The following is a 16,831-nucleotide window of genomic DNA, read 5'->3' as shown; positions in this document are numbered from 1 at the left end:
CGCGGAGTTGCACCTTGCCAGCCACTGCGGGCGAAGGTCCACGCCGTGCAGCCCGAATTGGCCTGGCAAGCACCCTGGCAGTTCTCAGGAACGCTGTTCGCCGGCAGAGAGAAGTTGCTGATATCAGAGCCTAACCGGTCCTTCCCATATTCGATGGACTGGGCGAGGGCCGGAGCGCTCAAGACAGCTAACGCCAAAACGACGAGAGGTGCTTTCATCTCATTAATCCTCCTATATGGTGTGCACTGATCTGAAGTGACCGATGCGATCGGAGTGGCACCCCGTCCCAACATGCCATTTCATGCCGGCTCGTGCCGCGTTCAGAGAGTAGAAGAGGCGGCCCCGGCGCAGAGTAGATGCGCTGGGTACACGCGCTGGGTCCGCCCCTACATCACCGGTTGCTTCGTGATGCTCCTTGCATGAAGCAAGCGGCGTGCCGAACTGAAATCGCGGCGCTTCTGCAAGCGCTTGATACAACTATCGGCGAGACGCTTGAATCGAGCGTCGCGTCACGTGCACGAATTGTCTCAAGGCTGACGATCGGGTCTGCGTCATATCCGACAAGGTCGGTGTGAGTTCGGTGGCCTGCACAGCCCGGCAATCGTTGGCTCCGGGAATCGCGCGGCGCGGGCGCGGTACCGCCGGTTGATCTGGATCAAAGCGGCATGTGCCGCTCTTGAGGTAATCTTCAGCTCAAATGGCAGCCGTCACGCGCTTCTTCATTATCAAGCGCCAGGCTTCTAATTAGGGCACGGAATGCCGGAAGGCTTCGATGCTGTCCCCACTCCTGATTACCCTCACTATCCTTGTCATCGTAGTGATGGCTTGCTCGTGGGCACGAAGTTGACAGAGTCAAGCCCGTGGGGTGACATCGGTTAGCTATTCCTTTTCGCACCCCAGCCATTTTCATTCGCGACTGCTGCAATTAAAGGCCTTCCTGAGGATGTGCGATCCGTTACGCGTGTGCACGTCGAACGATAGCGCTCGCGCCCGACTCATCCGCGACGCTTCCCATAGTGCGTCGCTCGGGGCATATGAAAAGTTAGTAGGATTCCGCGATATATCCGTCGACAAAAGGACAGCCCTGCATTTGCAATGGCTTGCATTTGAAATGCAGAACGGATTGAACTCTGAATCACACCTCAGGGTGTCTAGTCCATCCTTGTCAATGCGGTCTCCGCGCCCCCTGTGATTTAAGGGGTCCAGGGGCCGTCGCGGCCGGAGCCTTGCTCGCCCTGCCGTTCTTCCTCGCGCCTCGCGTTGCTTTCGCGGCGATCTCCTCCGGCTGACGCGCTCACCGGTTAAAATCCTCGCCTCGAACTCACGACGAGCCGCTTCCGATAGGCTGCCCCCGGCAAGCGCCACCAGCACGCTTCAATTGGCCACGCCACCGATGATTTCAGTACGGCGTCTGGCCACGCGCATGAGTTCCGAGACCTCACCGTTATCATGGAGGTCGAATCTCTGCCGGACGACCTCTGACCTCGCCCCGCGGGCTTAATCCGGTTTGAAGTTCGTTCTGGCCCAAGACAAGGACCAGAGCATGAAGCGCAGCCGCTTTTCGGAAGACCAGATCATCGGGATTTTGAAGGAGCACGAGGCCGGCGTTTCGGTCGCCGAGTCGTGCCGCAAGCACGGCGTGAGCGACGCCAGCATCTACAAACGGAAGGCGAAGTTCGGCGGTATGGAGGTGTCAGAGGCAAGCGGCTGAAGGCACCGGAGGATGAGAACACGCGGCTGAAGCGGTTGCTGGCGGATGCCATGCTCGACAATGTCGCGCTGAAGGACCTTCTGGAAAAGAAGTGGTGACGCCCGCGGCCAAGCGGAAAGCTGTCGCCCACTCATGGATGCCCACGGGATGAGCGAACGGCGGACGTGTAAAACCATCGGCAGCTGCCGCATGACTATGAGATACAAGACGATCCGGACGGAGGATGGCGGCCTTCGCCAGCGTATGAAGGCGATCGCTCATGAGCGCCGCCGCTTCGGCTATCGGCGCGTGCATGTCCTGCTCAAGCGGGAGGGCTATCGGGCTAACCACAAGAAGCTGTTCCGGCTTTACCGGGAAGAGAAGCTTGCAGTGCGCCGCGGTGGCGGCCGCAAGCGCGCTATCAGGACCAGAGCGCCGATGACGGTGCCGATGACGCCGAACGACCGATGGTCGCTCGACTTCGTGTCGGATCAGCTGACCTGCGGCAGCCGCTTCCGCGTCCTCACCGTGGTCGATGATTGCACTCGCGAGTGCCTGGCGCTGGTCGCCGATACCTCGCTCTCCGGCATCCGCGTCGCGCGGGAACTGGACCGGCTGATGATCGAGCGCGGCAAGCCGAAAATGGTGGTCAGCGACAATGGCAGCGAGCTCACCAGCAACGCCATCCTGATGTGGGCGGATCAGAGCCGCGTCGCCTGGCGCCGGGTAAACCCATCCAGAATGCCTTCATCGAGAGCTTCAACGGCCGGCTGCGGGATCATGCCTTGCGATCCTGACGGACTTGCTTTTTTTCGAGGAGCCGCGCTAGCCAACCTCTTCTCCCGCGGCAAGCTCCCCAATCTTTGCTTCAAGCTCGTCATCAGTCATCCCCGAGAAGTCGCCCGGCCTGCCGACTTCCTTTCGGTCAACCATGTGCCCTTCTATCTTCGCCAGGATTTCCAGCGCTTTGTTCGCCACGCTCCCCTGATAGACCTCGCCCGAGTCCTCGCCGTCCTCGCTCCGAACAGGACGCGCCCGCATGGACCTCTCAAGGTTTTCCACTAACTTGCCGATAATCCACTCGCGAGTAACGGCAGTCTTTTCCACGACCCTTTCCTGTAGCTCTCGAAGCCGGGCTTGAACCTTTTCATTTCCTTTCAGACGGAGCTGGCGACCCAAAGCAAAATGGGGCTGTCCCGATCCAGATCCCCGGCTCCGCAAATGCATCCCTGGTTAACAAGGTAGCGGCTACTGCAAAGACTATCCTGAATAGCATCATAGAAGAGCCTCCCTATCTGTGACCGATGTGGAAGGGGATATCTGACCCGCCGCAGAAGATATTTGAGCACCCAGAGACGGGTGTAAAGAAAGATCCGCATGTCGCACGACTCACCAGTGGTCAGTCGCGCTCATTGCTTTCCTTCTTCATGATCTCGCGGAGAGACTTCGGCCGCGAAGGCGACCTGTAGCGGCGCTCCCACGAGGCCGCGATCAGCTCTCGAAGGCGGCTTCCCGGAGTGCAGCTCGGCATTCCGCTGTCGTTGTGACTTGATCAATCGCGATGTCTTCTTGAGCATTTTTAGCACTGCCGATGGGCGCAGCTTTGTCGGGCCATCGTTTGTCGCGTGTCCGACATGGTAGTGTCGATCCCCGAACACGGCGGATCTGCTTCGTCGGCAGTATAGTGGCATCGTGGGCATCCTCGGCAAAAAGGCCAGTAGCCTCGATAATGTTCCGCCGCGTAAGTTGCACCGGAACGTTGTCATGGAAGGGCTGGTCACCATAGCGAGCTCTTCGTCGCGCGACATTTAAGCGAATACCCCAAGCTGACGTAACCGGCCCTCCTCATGCGAATATCGAGGCGCCAAAGGAAGGTTGGCCCGTGCTTGGACTGGCCTCAGTTTTGCTTACTACTGATTGGCTGGCGGGGTCGGTCTCAGGTGGAGATTAGAATGTCTGAGTTGTGGAAGGTAAAAGTACTTGCGCTGCCTCTTGCTATGATTGCGCTATTCCCAGCGTCCGCGAAAGCGCCTATCTGGAGTTCGAGCGATAAATACGGTACTTATTCCCTTAATGGCTACTCCTGGAACAATGACGTATATGGCCAGAGTCCTGGGCCTCAAACGATCTCTGTGTACGCGGTCAATCAATGGAGCGTGTGGTCAAACCAACCTGATAGCGGCGGCATCAAGAGCTATCCCCACGAGGCTTTCAATATTGGGAAACCGCTGAGCGCGATCAAGGACCTGAGCTCGAGCTTCAACCATAGCGTCCCGACTGCCGGCCGTTGGAATTTCGCCTACGATATCTGGGACAGCTCAAAAGCCTATGAGATAATGCTCTGGACCAATTACACCGGGAATCCAGACGGAAGCGGCGATGTTAAGCCCATCTCTTACAAGTATAATTCTTCAGGGACTGCGGCGATTCCAGTCTACACGGGCATCAATGTGGGCGGAGCGACTTGGAATGTGTTTGAAGGCTGGAACAACCACAAAGTCATCTCGTTCCTGCGCACTTCCAAGACTAACAGCGAGACCGTTGACATCAAGAGTATCCTGCAATGGATCAAGTCGAAAAGATACTTCGGTGACATAATCGTCGGCAGCGTCCAGTACGGCGTTGAGATCACCTCATCCCCAGGCGGACTAAGCTTTGACATCAACCATTGGGACGTGATCTTGAAGTGATTACTTTGGAACCGTCGATGAGTGATCGTCGGTCCGGAGGGGATGTCTTACCGCCCCGTCAGCTGTCGCTCGTCGCTTCTCTGGGTCATAGAGGATGGGCGTGATATCAAATCCCTGCGCCGCAGCGTTCTGCAAAAGCCAGTCTGCATCGAATCCGACGAGAAGCCTTGTCCACGATTGTAGCCTCGCCATTGCGAGAGGAGATCGGCTTCAGATGTCAATGATCCGACGAACCCATGAACCTCGTCACTGTGTTGGCGAAAGAGTGCGATCGTCTCCTAGGCATGCGATGAGATTTCCTTGATCTCGGCGCCACGTCGGTCGATTGTGAAATGGACCCGGGGAGCGGGACCACTTGAACCGGTTTGTGAGTTGGAAACTGACCGCTCCTGATCTGTTTTTATCACGCTGCCAGAGACTCTGTCTGCTGCAGTTGCTGTGGGCATGTGGTCAACCCGTCAGCGTTGTCCACCATGTCCACAGCCTTGGCGGCCTGCATCCGTTCGCGCCAGACCGCCATCGGCGTGCGATAGCCGTGCGCCTGATGAAGGCGACGATCGTTGTAGAAGGCGATCCAGCTCGCGACCCCTGCCTTGGCCTGGCGGCCGTCGGCATAGCCCTTGGGATAGATGTCCTCATGCTTAAGCGACCGCCACAGCCGCTCGATGAAGACATTGTCCATCCAACGACCGCGGCCATCCATGGAGATCTTGATCCCTGCGCCCGCCAACGCGCCGGTGACGGTCGCACTGGTGAACTGGCTGCCCTGGTCGGTGTTGTCGCGACGATGCTTCGCATCGCGCTGTGATCTCCGGCGTGCCATACTTCGCCAGCGCCTCGTCCAGAGCCGCCACGCAGAACGAGACGTCCATCGTGTTCGACAACCGCCACGCCAGAACCGCACGGCTCGCCCAGCCGATGATGGGGACGAGATAAAGAAAGCCGCGGCCGATGGGCAGATAGGTGATGTCGGCCGCCCACACCTGGTTCGGCCGGTCAATCCTCATGTTGCGCGCAACAGATAGGGATAGATCTTGTGGCCCGGCGCCGGCCTCGTCGTGTTCGGCCTTGGTCCCAACGACCGCGAGCCCATTTTGCGCATCAACCGCTGCACGCGCTTGCGATTGACCGAAGCCCCTCAGTCTTCAGCATCGCGGTCATTCGCCGCGAGCCCAGGAACGGCCAGGCGGTGAACAGCTCGTCGAGGCGCCGCATCAGGGCAAGATCGTTGTCGTTGGCCGGCCGTGGCGGCCGGTAGACCCCGGAACGCGCGATGCCAAGTAACATGCATTGCCGGCGGATCGACAGCGCCATGTCGGCGCGATCGAGCATCCGCCTCGCCATCTTGGCATGCGTGAAGTTGCGGTCTCGGTTGTTCACCGCCTTGAACTTGCTGCCGTCGATTGCGACGCTTGGGGTCTGCAACAGGCCCATTTGCCGGCATAGTGCAATGAACTTCGCACAAACCTTCCGGATCGCCGCACCATTGTCCTTCCGGAAATCGGCGATCGTCTTATGATCGGGAGCCAGGCGGCCAATCAGCCACATCACCTCGATATTGCGGCACGCCTCACGTTCCAGGCGGCGACTGGATTGCACCCGATTGAGATAACCGAAGATGTAAAGCTTCAGAAGGACTGCTGGATGATAGGAGGGCCGGCCCGTCTGCTTGGCGATCACACGCTCAAACCCCAGTCCATGCAGGTCAAGCGCCTCGACGAACACATCGATCACATGGACCGTGTTGTCCTCGCTTACCCAATCCTCCAGGCATTCCGGCAAGAGCGTCAGCTGGGATCTGTCCGCGCCTTCAACGAAGCGTCCCATCCGTATCCCCATCAGGAAACGGAGGAATCGTACCCGACTCGTGGCTTTTCACACAGCCAGGGTCATGAGCGGTATTGGTTTGAGAGATCGTAAGATCCGCTTAGGTCAGAAGTGAACACCTGACTACATCATCGCGGTGCACCGCCACAGCACCGGGGCCGCGCGATCCAAGCCGTACGTGACAGGATAGTGGCCACCCATTGCAGCAGCCGCAATTCGCTGAAATGCTTGTGGTGAGTCCGCCCCTTGGCGTCGACTACCACCGCGAAATCCTGGCCGCCATAGCGCCGGACCACGCTGAAAACCTTGGCCTTGAACTCGCCGCAGATCCCCTTCGCCAGGGCCGAACGGGAAATCAACCGTCACCACCACACGCCCCCTTGCCCTTCCAAGGCGCTTCGCCGCTTCTCCCCCCGTCTACGGCGCGTTGCCCGCCGGGCTGCTTCTCAAGTCGCCTTGCGGCGCCCTTAGATTCGAGGAGATTGGCAGCGGAGCCGCCGGGAAGGATGACGGCGCGGGATGAGATCAGGGGAACGAAGTGTCGGCCCATAGTCCCCCACACCCGCGCCGCCATGTCCGTGTTGATAGTCGAAATTGCCCGCGCTTGTAACCCCAATTGCTGCGCCGGCAGTTTCAACAGCGCATCATCGTTATTCAATTGCAATTGCCATTGCCATCCTCTGAACCGTTCGATCGTCGATTGCCCGGACGGAAGCACCTCAACTCCGGCCTCCGGACTCCCATTGCACTTCCAGCAACGCGCCGGCCATCTCGATCATTTCCACGTCGGCATTGCCCCCCCGAATATGATTCAGAATTTCAAGGAACAGCTCCTCGCAGGGATGGTCCATCGCTGCGCCCTTCTTGATTGCTTCGAGCCGAGCGCGGTCCATGTCCGTTAGAGCCACAGCACTCATATCAGCTTCTCCTGCACTTCCACCTTGAAACGCGACCGAAGCCGCTCGAACAACATCGTTGACAGGACTTGCAGCGGTTGCGCGGCCCGCCGATTGGCCTTCGCCAAGTCATGCAGCCCGGCAAGGTCGATTTCGTCGAACGCATCCAACAGCTCGCCACCGAACCAAGAGGGATGCGCCAGGAGGATGTCGGACACAGCCCAGATCACGGGCGCCACAAGCTGGCGCTTGTTATTCGTGGTCTCGACGATCGTAATCAACACCGACCTCAAATGCTCCGGCCCGTAGTCGCGCAGAATGCGCTCCAATGTATTGACGGCGCACGTCTCCATTGGCTCACGCTGCTTCGTGACCGGGACAATTCGAACCCCAATTCGTCGCAGAAAAGCGTGAACATTCTATGCACCGACCACAGGGCTAGGTGGGTGCACCAGCGCAAAAAACCTAAGGAAAATCAAATGCGTTTTTCTGGAATGGTGCGCTCGGAGGGCCATGCCCTCAATCGCAAGCGCGTGCAGCGGCTGATGCGCAAGATGGGGATCGCGGCGCTCGGGCCGAAGCCCCGCACCAGCAAGCCCGCGCCGGAGCACCAGATCTTCCCCTATCTCCTGCGGGGCCTCGCGATCGAGCGCCCCAACCAGGTCTGGTGCGCCGACATCACCTACATTCCGATCGGCCGAGGCTTCCTTTATCTCGTGGCGATCATGGACTGGGCGAGGCGGGCGGTGCTGGCGGCTATCGAACACGATGGACGTGTTCCTTCTGCGTCGATGAGCTGCAGGAAGCCTTTGCCCGCTTCGGGCGGCCGGAGATCTTCAACACCGATCAGGGCAGCCAGTTCACCAGCGCAGCCAGATCGGGACATCCCCAGATTCACGTGACTAGGACAACTCGCTCCTGCGATTACCCCATGTAAACGCCCCGCCGAGGGCATCAATGTGCCAAACTGGAGTTGTTGAGCACCACCTCCGGGAGCGTCTCAAGGGGTTATCACAATCGGTCGGGATATCCCAACCGCGACGTACCGCCCGGATCTTGGAGACAGTAGAGCGCGGTCGGCCCTTGTTTCATGCTTGGCGGATTGCTGACCTTGCCGCAGATGATTGCTGCGTTTTGAGATGATCCAGCATCTTCGAGCCTTCGCTGAAGGACCTCGACCAGGATTGCTCCGCGAAGTTTAGGTGGCACTTCAGCAACTCAGAGAGGTTCTTGGCCTCTGCAAGGTTCTTCAGAAAATTGGCCTGGTCTTGCAGAGAGGACGCAGTCAACGCTAATCCATCCTTTAGTACCTCAGCGAGCAGACTTCTTGTCCCTTCGATTAGTTTCTGCCATTCCGCTAACGTAATCGAAACCCGCGATGCAGCTGCCGCTGACTTTCCAACGTCATCGGCGGCGCCACCTGCACCAGAAGCGGATGCCTGGGACAGTTCGGGCAGTTCACGTGTTTGCCGTTCGCGTTTTTCGTTTTCGGCTGTAGTGGCGGGCATTCGACATCTCCTGGCCTGAAAAGGATTGCTACGTGCTGAGTGGTTCCTAGCTCAGTTCCGATCTGTCAACCATCAGAAGGTATCACAATGTGCAAACATGTCGGACCTACCTGATTTGGTAGCGCTTGATCGCACGGAAGAAGCCTCGACGTCCACAGCACGACATGCCAGCAAATTGCGCTTTGTGTGCGCCATTGTCGGAATGCCCGCCCGCCGTGGCGCAGAGGCTGAGAACCGCGCCAATCGCGTTGAGGATGGTGCCGCCTGCGCGTAGATGGCCGATCGGCCGATGGCTTACCGCTTCCTAAACGATCAGTTGTGAGACCATGTTTCTAGTCACGTGAATCTAAAGTTCGCCACATAAAGTCTGCTGGGCTTTGTGGCAGAAGCGTTTGACGGAAGCCAAGATCTGGTCTGCGGACTTGGTCCATTTGAAGGGCTTCGGGTTATCGTTGTGCCGTTCATGAAGGTACGGATGTCGGCCTCGAGCCCATCGGCAAGACTGGCTGCTCGCGATCGAGTGCCTGGATCTGGCTTTTCTCATCGACACTGAGGACAACGGCTCGGTTCGGTGGGGACAGGTAAAGCCCGACAATATCGCGCACCTTGTCGACGAATAGCGGATCGCTCGACAGCTTAAATGTCTGGCTGCGGTGCGGCTGCAAGCCGAACGCCGTCCACATCCGGCGGGGCCATCACAGCGATCCTTCAAGAATCGGCGGCGCCACTTGCCAACGGTGTGTTCATGGATGCCAAGTTCGGCAGCCACAGAATTGCTTGGCAGACCATCTGCACACCGCAGGATCGCGCGGCACCGCTCAGATAGCGATCGGGCTACACGATGACGACGAACTTGCCTCTCCAAGTATGCCCGCTCCTGCGGACTCAGCACCAACGGCGCGATCGGCCGGCCTTTCACACCTGCATTCGCCACCAGCGCTCTCCTCTCTAGAGATTCGAGCGATCAACTAACCTCACGAACTTGCGTTCCAGATGACTAGGGTCCGGACTCAATTGATCCACCACGTGACGGCAACGGCCAGGAGGATGGCGGAGAGGAAGTTGTCGGCTCGCTTGTCCCAGGGGTCGCAATTCGCCTGAAGTCTTTGAGGCGGCAAAACATGCGCTCGATAAGATTGCGTCCTTTGTAGGCCTTCACGTCGTATCGGTGCGGATGCTTGCGAGTTGGGTTGGGCGGAATTACTGCCTTTGTTCCGCGCTCGGCCAACCACTCACGCAGGCTATTGGCGTCATAGGCCCTGTCAGCCAGCAATCGTCGCGCAGGAGAGACGGCAGGCAGCAGATCGCGTGCCGCCGTGAGGTCATGGCAATTGCCAGGAGTGATCACGAAGGCGATCGGACGTCCGTGATCCTCTGTCAGCGCGTGGATTTTGGTGGTGCGTCCGCCTCGCGAGCGGCCGACCGCTTGCTGGAAGTCCCCCCTTTTGCGCCCACCGCCGAGCGGTGGGCTTTGATGTGGGTCGCGTCGATGGACATTGTCCCGACCCGGCCGGTTGAGCCGGTCAAGGCGTAGAAAATATTGCCCCACACGCCTTGGCGGCTCCAGCGATTGAAGCGGTTATAGATTGTCGTGTAGGGGCCGTAATCTGCCGGGCAGTCTCGCCAGCGAGCGCCCGATCGCAGCATGTGAAGGATCCCGCTGATCACACGTCGGTCGTCCACGCGGTGAGCACCGCGCCGCCCACGCGGCAATAGCTGTTCAATCCGCTTCCATTCCACTTCGCTCAGCCAGTACAGCTTCTGCCCCATCAAGCCCCCCTCGACTCGGAGGTCTTGAATCTGACTTTGCCTCAGCGGGAGGCTGCATTGGGTACAGACTAGAGCAATTCGCCCAGACATCGGCTTCGGGCAGTCGGGCCAGGGGGTGCGGCTCCACGTCGATGCTTCAACTACAACCAATGTTGTGATCGACAGTACTGGCGGCGCAGGACTTCATCCTGCCGGACAAGAGCCCGGTCTTCAGGGTCCCCTGCGCGCTCTCTAGCCGTTACCTTGCACTCACAAACGGAACCGTTGGTCACCTGAAAGGCGTGACCGAACTGCTGAATTTATTGGCGGTCTTATCAGCATTGAGACCAATCTCAACCGCTAACGCTACTGCACTGCAGAACGTCCTAGCAAATCGGCACGCGTCTTGCTTCATTGGCGCACCATCACCGGTCTGACACGCGACGATGCTCCAGGGGCGGACTAAGCACCTCCTCCGCGTCCGATCGCGTCGCCAAGTTGCTGTGAGAGGACATGAAACAGTATGTTCGAGCGGCCTCAACTCCGGTGGTAGCCGCACACGCTCGCCGCCGTCATGCCCCAAGCGTCTACGAACGGGAGACCACCAAGTCTTCCTCCGGGATTCCTCGATGATGTCCGTCGATAACGCCGCCGCCCGGCTCGCGACGCGGCTTGCATTTTTCGTCGCCGGCTTCGGCATTGCCTCCTGGGCACCGCTGGTGCCGTTTGCGAAGGAACGGCTGGCGCTCGATCACGGAGTTCTTGGTTTTCTGCTGCTCTGGCTGGGCATCGGCTCGGTGGTTGCGATGCTTTTGACGGGTTTGTTGAGCGCGCGCTACGGCAGCAAACCGATCATCCTGATCGGCGGGTCCGGAATTGTGCTCACTCTGCCCTGGCTCGCGGTTGCCGGTACGCCGCTGGCGCTGGGGGCAGCGCTGGTTGCCTTCGGCGCCTCGCTCGGCTCGATCGATGTCGCTGCGAATATCAATGCGGTCGAACTGGAACGTGCAGCGAAGCGTCCGCTAATGTCCAGCTTTCACGCGCAATTCAGCATCGGCGAATTTGCTGGCTCCGCTGCGATGACAGCATTGCTCTGGCTACACGTTGGGGCTCTTTCATCAACCCTAATCTGCTCGGCCCTCATGGCGATCGCCATGATGTTAACGTGGCCGCGATTGCCCCCAAGCGGTGAGGTGCAGCAGGGGCCGCTGTTCGTCACGCCACGCGCCGTCGTGCTCCTGCTCGCAGCGCTCGCGGCGATCACTTTTCTGGTTGAGGGCGCGATGCTCGACTGGAGTGCCTTGCTGCTCGTGGACCGTGGCATTGTCCCGGAAGCGCAGGGCGGGCTCGGCTTCATCTTGTTCTCCGTCGCCATGACCGTTGGGCGTCTCGGCGGGGACGCCATCGTGGCACGTGTCGGCGACCGCGCCACGTTGGTGTTTGGAAGTCTGCTGGCAGTCACGGGTTTCGTAATCCTACTAACCGCCTGGGTCGTTGCGTTTATGATGGCAGGATGCGTGCTCATTGGACTCGGTGCATCTAACCTCGTGCCGGTCCTGTACCGGCGCGCCGGCACCCAGAGAGCAATGCCCGCAGGCCTTGCTATTGCGGCGATCACCACGGTTGGTTATGCTGGCATCCTCATTGGACCCGCGGGCGTTGGCTTGCTTGCCCAGCTCGCAGGATTGCCGAGCGCATTTACGATGTTGGCGGCACTCATGTGCCTGGTTACGCTGTCCGCGCGCACCGTGACCACGGAAACGCGGTGAGGAAGACGTGGCCGCTCGCACACTCGGCTCGCGTGAAGAGCTCTGTTTTGGCATCGATCTCGCGCAAGACGAACAGGTGCCCACGCGTTGATTCCGTGAGCCGACTCTTTTCGATCTGAGCGAGCATCTCACCGAAATGTGGGTGGCCAGGCTCGTTGGCCCTGAACGACTCTTCGTAAACTCTGACGATGTCGGTGTCAGACCTGTTGTCGAATGTACGGTACTGTCCAGACTCTTTCGAACTTTTGTTGCGCCCGACGGCTCCGGTTTCAGAGAGTTGCCGATATAGCGGTCGCATGTTCATGTAGTATTTGGTCGACCACGCCGTTCCGGCAATGTGCCGCAGTCGCGCCGCCTCGAGGTTCAGATAGGATTGGTCATCAGGAAAGGCGTAGTAGGTCGCCTTCTCATGAAGGGCTGCTCGATGAGATCGACGGCTTTGCCATCCGGTTGGCGCGCAAATCCGCAATGACGAGCTTCGCCTTTTCATCGGCCGCGGCGCGGCTTTCTTGGGCATGAATCGCCTTCAGCCGCCCCTGCAAAGAGCGGGGCCTCTCGATCCAACCGCCACTCCTGTGATTCGCTCTTATCACTTTGCAGTAGTTCGGAGACGAAGTTGTTGGCGAAGAGCTAAGCAGCTCTGAGGCGCCAGGGGCACAAAAGGGCACTGCTGCGCGGCTGTACAGTCGGCCAGAATTAGCCAATTGGGGTGCCGTCACCCACTGCACTTGCACTGGTTGTGATACCCAGCTGTGGGTTGACTACACTAACGATAGGACCTGGGTTCTCATCGAATTCCCAATGCTGGCGAGCGCTGGTAAAGTTGTAGGTCCAGAGCAAAAGCTGAACTGCCGGACGGAGTTGATGGCCTTCTGGCGCGATTGCGAGGTCGCCATTGCTCGAATTCAAAGTAATGGCGCCGGAGCCAATGTCCATATTCCAGAGAATGCGGCGGAATGGCGTGCTTCTTTTGCAGAGTACGAGCTTGGAGTTTTCCTCTGCGTTCTCCACGCCGAGCACGAAGTCCGCATTTATCTTGTATCGATCAGGTAGGGTCTTCGCATTTTTGTCTCCCGTCGACTTACAAAGTGAACCATCGCGAAAAGCGGTGTTGCGTGCACGTAAGGAACTTGACAACGAACCTCCAGCAATCGTTGTGCCACAAGGGAGGTTGTGCAGGCCTCAGGCGCTCAAACAATGGCAACCAGTGCCCTCGCTCCGCACCGGGCGGGATACTTGCGCCTCAGTGCTAGGTTCCGGACATACCCGTCCTGAACCGGACACTGTTGCGAAATTAGACGCCGGTTCGCATTCCGTCCCCCTCCGCCGCTCCTGCGCAAAGCAAACTCGAGACAACCTGCTTGATGCGCACAGAATGAAGTCGGCTCACGGAACAGCGCCTGACAAATAGCCGGTCTTCGATTTTGCGAGGGGGGTAACCCTCGCGCGCGATTTTGCACCACCTGATGTGCTGACGATTGGCGCAGGTGAAGAGGCGCCTTGCGCTTCGGGTGATGAGGCGGACCTCGTCAGAGATCATGATCGACCTCGCGAATGGCGACGTGCGACAGGCCGCTCCCGAACAGATCCATCCGCTGCCGCGGCCGCGGTTTCCAAAGGACAGCATCCACTCGCTAGCATATCACGGTTCCGGTGAGCCCCTACAAATTTGCTGTGAGGCGCTAAACAGCTATCTACCCGAAACGGCCGCTCTGGCTCACCGATTAAGCAGCGCCGGGCCAGACGTGGCATCCGACCAATTGAAGCGGCGCTTCAATCACGGCCGCGCTGACAACAGTCCCGATAGATCGCGCTATCCGCGAGCTTGAACTCCGGTTGTACTCTTGAGGCTTTCAGATGCGATGCATGCATTCGTGTCCGCAACCCGATCTGGACGCCGTGCCAGGCAACACAGCAACGACAATCGACCGCAACATGGACGCCAGAAAAATTGAAATCTGCTCGGTCTTGGCTTCCACAGAACGGACATGACCGACACGAAGCTTGCCGGCTGGAGGGGCTACGACTGCTGCGACTTTCGCCCTGCCCGCCTATTCGACGGTCACCGATTTTGCGAGATTGCGTGGCTGATCGATGTCCGTTCCCATTACGACAGCCGTATGGTAGGCTAAGAGCTGCAGCGGAATAGCATAGACAATGGCCGTAAAGGTTGCCGCCATGTCTGGCAGCACAATGGTCACGCAAGCCTCCATCCTCGCTTCCGATGCCCCTCTCGCATCGCTGATCAGGATGATGTTGCCCCCACGAGCACCAACTTCCTGCATGTTCGACACGGCCTTTTCGAAAACCCGATCGTGAGGAGCGATCACCACCACCGGCATGCTCGCATCGATCACCGCAATCGGGCCGTGCTTGAGCTCGCCGGCTGCATAGCCCTCGGCATGGATATAGGAGATTTCCTTCAGCTTCAGCGCGCCCTCCAACGCCAAAGGGAACGAGGTGCCGCGGCCGAGATAGAGCACAGCGCGCGATTTGGCGATTTCGTGCGAGAGCTCTTTGATCTGCGGCTCGATCGCGAGCGCCGCGGCGATCAGCCGCGGAACTTCGATCAGCTCGCTCACGAGCTTCATTTCATCGATGTCGGATAGTTCTCCGCGCTCCTTGCCTGCCGCGACTGCAAGGGCCGCCATCACCATCAACTGGCAGGTGAAAGCTTTCGTCGAGGCAACACCGATTTCGGGCCCCGCCAGAGTCGCCAGCAACGTTTCGCTCTCGCGCGCAATCGTCGAAGTCGGCACGTTGACTACAGCGATTGTGTGCAGACCTTGCGCTTTGGCATAGCGCAATGCAGCTAGCGTGTCGGCGGTCTCGCCGGACTGCGAGATGACGATCGCCAGATCCCCTTGGCGCAAAGGCGCCTCGCGGTATCGGAGCTCGGAGGCGACATCGAGCTCGACCGGTATACGCGCCAACCGCTCGAACCAGTACTTGGCAACGTGACCGGCATAGCTTGCGGTGCCGCAAGCTGCGATCGCGATGCGCCGAATGTCATTGAAGTCGAATGGCAGCTCGATTGGAAGTTTGATGCGCTTAGCAGCCAGATCGACATAATGCGCCAGCGTCTGCCCGACGACGTCCGGCTGCTCGTGAATTTCCTTGGCCATGAAGTGGCGATAATTCGCCTTGTCAACCAGGAGCGATGACGCGCCCGGCTTCAGCATTTCCCGACGGACGATGGCGCCATTCGAATCATAGATGAGGGCGATCGTGCGGGTAAGCACAGCCCAGTCACCGTCTTCAAGATAGGTAATTGTGTCGGTGAAGGGCGCGAGCGCAATGGCATCCGATCCTAAATACATTTCGCTCTTGCCATGCCCGATCGCAAGCGGCGACCCCTTGCGCGCGCCGATCATGAGATCTTTGTGGCCTTTGAACAGGAATGCCAGCGCGAACGCGCCACTCAGCCGCGCGAGCGACGCTTTGACTGCGGCCTGCGGAGAGTAGCCATTCCTTAGATAGGATTCGACGAGATGCGCCACCACCTCGCTGTCGGTCTCGGAGGCGAAGCTAGCACCATTCTGCTCCAGCTCAGCCCGCAGCTCGCGGAAATTCTCGATGATCCCGTTATGGACGACCGCCACACTGTCCGTCGCATGCGGATGGGCATTGCTCTCGGTCGGCTTGCCATGGGTAGCCCAGCGCGTATGACCAATACCCGTATGACCTGACAGCGGATCGCCGCTTAGCCGCGCCTGGAGATTTTTCAACTTGCCCTGGGCGCGCCGGCGCTCGAGACGGTCGCCTTCAAGCGTCGCCACGCCTGCGGAGTCGTAGCCGCGATATTCGAGCCGTTTGAGAGACTCGATCAGCTGCTCCGCAACCGGACCACGCCCCACAATGCCGACAATCCCGCACATGCGATCAATGGCCCAGCTTCAAGAAAATCATCTTCACATGCGCGGAAATCTCTTTACCAAATTCACCGGTCTGAAGGGACGCAATGCTCATTGTAGATTCCGACATCGTTAGCGATTTATCCTTCGGTTTGGCCATCGGGCAATTGCTCTCGCCGCACGCACACCGCGAGCTAGGTCCTAGAGGTTTCAGTCATCATCGATTCGCCCAGCAGCGCGGCTTGGGCGCGCACGATCGAATCCAGGTAGCAAGCGGCAACAAGCACGTTAAACGAACCGAGGGTTTCGAGATGTACCGACTCGTCAGGCGCTAGTCCCTGGCCTTGTGGGACAGCGAGCCATTCCGCGAGCAGAGTCTTCGTCCGGCAGCGAAGATAGCATTCGTAGTTGCAATAGGGCTGCCGCGTGCAGACATCTCGCAGGTAGCCCGACCGCAGTGATCGACGACACTCGCTGCAGATCGACGGATCGCACGGCGTCTTGCGATAGAACTTCATGATTGTCGGTCAGCTCGTCTTAGTTTCCTGCGCCGAAAGCCATTAGCGACGCTCCGGCCAATCTTGACGAAATTATAATCGTTGCGATGTCGTCTCAATTGTACGCAGGTAAGCCTTCGATATTGAAAGCGTTTGGAGAACTATACGAAAGTTTGTAACCCTCCCCTCCTCCGTTAGTAGTGATGCCAGCGGTCCACGCTCGCGTGCTTGCGCCATCCTGTTCGCGGAAACAGTTGGTCATCAATACCCTCGCGCAGTTGTCATCACCTAGGCTGCGGGATCTCCGGAGTTGAACGCCAGGTTGTTCTGGGCCTGGGCTGGCCTGGCATC

General features: G+C 58.9%; 11 protein-coding genes and 5 pseudogenes. 5 read left to right on the top strand and 11 right to left on the bottom strand.

The genetic code is table 11. The annotated features are described in order from the left end of the window. Positions 1–1,543: 1,543 nt before the first annotated feature. Positions 1,544–2,469, top strand: a pseudogene (locus I6F35_RS35800) (IS3 family transposase); the annotation flags it as partial. A 46-nt stretch (positions 2,470–2,515) separates the two neighbouring features. Here I6F35_RS35800 and I6F35_RS35795 read toward each other — a convergent pair. Next, a complete protein-coding gene (locus I6F35_RS35795; RefSeq protein ID WP_225122335.1) occupies positions 2,516–2,797 on the bottom strand; it encodes a hypothetical protein in 282 nt (93 codons plus the stop codon). An 845-nt stretch (positions 2,798–3,642) separates the two neighbouring features. On the opposite strand from I6F35_RS35795, the gene I6F35_RS35790 reads away from it, so the two are divergent. Then, complete coding sequence (locus I6F35_RS35790; RefSeq protein WP_225122334.1) at positions 3,643–4,380, top strand: glycosyl hydrolase; 738 nt, start codon at positions 3,643–3,645, stop codon at positions 4,378–4,380. Between the two features lie 403 nt (positions 4,381–4,783). Here the strand turns inward: I6F35_RS35790 and I6F35_RS35785 are convergent, their stop codons facing one another. The 5 genes and pseudogenes from I6F35_RS35785 to I6F35_RS35760 all read right to left on the bottom strand — a co-directional run bounded on the left by I6F35_RS35785 (position 4,784) and on the right by I6F35_RS35760 (position 7,456). After that, the gene (locus I6F35_RS35785; protein WP_225122333.1) at positions 4,784–5,203 is read right to left on the bottom strand and encodes an integrase core domain-containing protein; all 420 of its coding nucleotides are present in this window, start codon (positions 5,201–5,203) and stop codon (positions 4,784–4,786) included. Between the two features lie 506 nt (positions 5,204–5,709). After that, positions 5,710–6,207, bottom strand: a pseudogene (locus I6F35_RS35775) (transposase); the annotation flags it as partial. A gap of 128 nt (positions 6,208–6,335) precedes the next feature. Next, positions 6,336–6,566 (bottom strand): hypothetical protein, encoded by a 231-nt coding sequence (locus I6F35_RS35770; RefSeq protein ID WP_225122332.1) that lies wholly within the window; start codon positions 6,564–6,566, stop codon positions 6,336–6,338. Between the two features lie 360 nt (positions 6,567–6,926). Then, positions 6,927–7,124, bottom strand: a complete 198-nt coding sequence (locus tag I6F35_RS35765; protein ID WP_225122331.1) for a hypothetical protein — start codon at positions 7,122–7,124, stop codon at positions 6,927–6,929. Next, positions 7,121–7,456: a hypothetical protein gene (locus I6F35_RS35760; protein WP_225122330.1), complete on the bottom strand. Its 336-nt coding sequence runs from the start codon at positions 7,454–7,456 to the stop codon at positions 7,121–7,123. Before I6F35_RS35760 ends, I6F35_RS35765 begins: the two co-directional genes overlap by 4 nt. 144 nt (positions 7,457–7,600) lie before the next feature. On the opposite strand from I6F35_RS35760, the pseudogene I6F35_RS35755 reads away from it, so the two are divergent. After that, positions 7,601–7,971 (top strand): annotated as a pseudogene (locus I6F35_RS35755) (DDE-type integrase/transposase/recombinase); the annotation flags it as partial. A 220-nt stretch (positions 7,972–8,191) separates the two neighbouring features. Here I6F35_RS35755 and I6F35_RS35750 read toward each other — a convergent pair. The 3 genes and pseudogenes from I6F35_RS35750 to I6F35_RS35740 form a co-directional block, all read right to left on the bottom strand. After that, positions 8,192–8,611, bottom strand: coding sequence for a hypothetical protein (locus I6F35_RS35750; RefSeq protein ID WP_225122329.1), 420 nt, complete (start codon positions 8,609–8,611; stop codon positions 8,192–8,194). A gap of 491 nt (positions 8,612–9,102) precedes the next feature. Then, a pseudogene (locus I6F35_RS35745) lies at positions 9,103–9,545 on the bottom strand (helix-turn-helix domain-containing protein); the annotation flags it as partial. A gap of 76 nt (positions 9,546–9,621) precedes the next feature. Then, positions 9,622–10,381: pseudogene (locus tag I6F35_RS35740) on the bottom strand (IS5 family transposase). Between the two features lie 611 nt (positions 10,382–10,992). On the opposite strand from I6F35_RS35740, the gene I6F35_RS35735 reads away from it, so the two are divergent. Beyond that, positions 10,993–12,129 carry an MFS transporter gene (locus tag I6F35_RS35735; RefSeq protein ID WP_225122346.1) on the top strand — a complete coding sequence of 379 codons (1,137 nt, stop codon included), beginning with the start codon at positions 10,993–10,995 and terminating at the stop codon, positions 12,127–12,129. Here I6F35_RS35735 and I6F35_RS35730 read toward each other — a convergent pair. Beyond that, the gene (locus I6F35_RS35730; protein ID WP_225122328.1) at positions 12,089–12,646 is read right to left on the bottom strand and encodes a hypothetical protein; all 558 of its coding nucleotides are present in this window, start codon (positions 12,644–12,646) and stop codon (positions 12,089–12,091) included. The two genes, I6F35_RS35735 and I6F35_RS35730, sit on opposite strands and share 41 nt — an antisense overlap. A gap of 284 nt (positions 12,647–12,930) precedes the next feature. Here I6F35_RS35730 and I6F35_RS35725 point away from each other — a divergent pair, with 284 nt between their 5' ends. After that, positions 12,931–13,182 carry a hypothetical protein gene (locus I6F35_RS35725; RefSeq protein WP_225122327.1) on the top strand — a complete coding sequence of 84 codons (252 nt, stop codon included), beginning with the start codon at positions 12,931–12,933 and terminating at the stop codon, positions 13,180–13,182. A 998-nt stretch (positions 13,183–14,180) separates the two neighbouring features. Here I6F35_RS35725 and glmS read toward each other — a convergent pair. Then, positions 14,181–16,007 carry a glutamine--fructose-6-phosphate transaminase (isomerizing) gene (gene glmS, locus I6F35_RS35720; RefSeq protein WP_225122326.1) on the bottom strand — a complete coding sequence of 609 codons (1,827 nt, stop codon included), beginning with the start codon at positions 16,005–16,007 and terminating at the stop codon, positions 14,181–14,183. Between the last annotated feature and the right edge of the window lie 824 nt (positions 16,008–16,831).

Source organism: Bradyrhizobium sp. BRP22 (assembly GCF_020194175.1).
In the GTDB taxonomy this organism is placed as follows: Bacteria; Pseudomonadota; Alphaproteobacteria; order Rhizobiales; family Xanthobacteraceae; genus Bradyrhizobium.
Note: the sequence above shows the minus strand (reverse complement) of the source record. Positions and strands in the feature narration are given on the sequence as shown.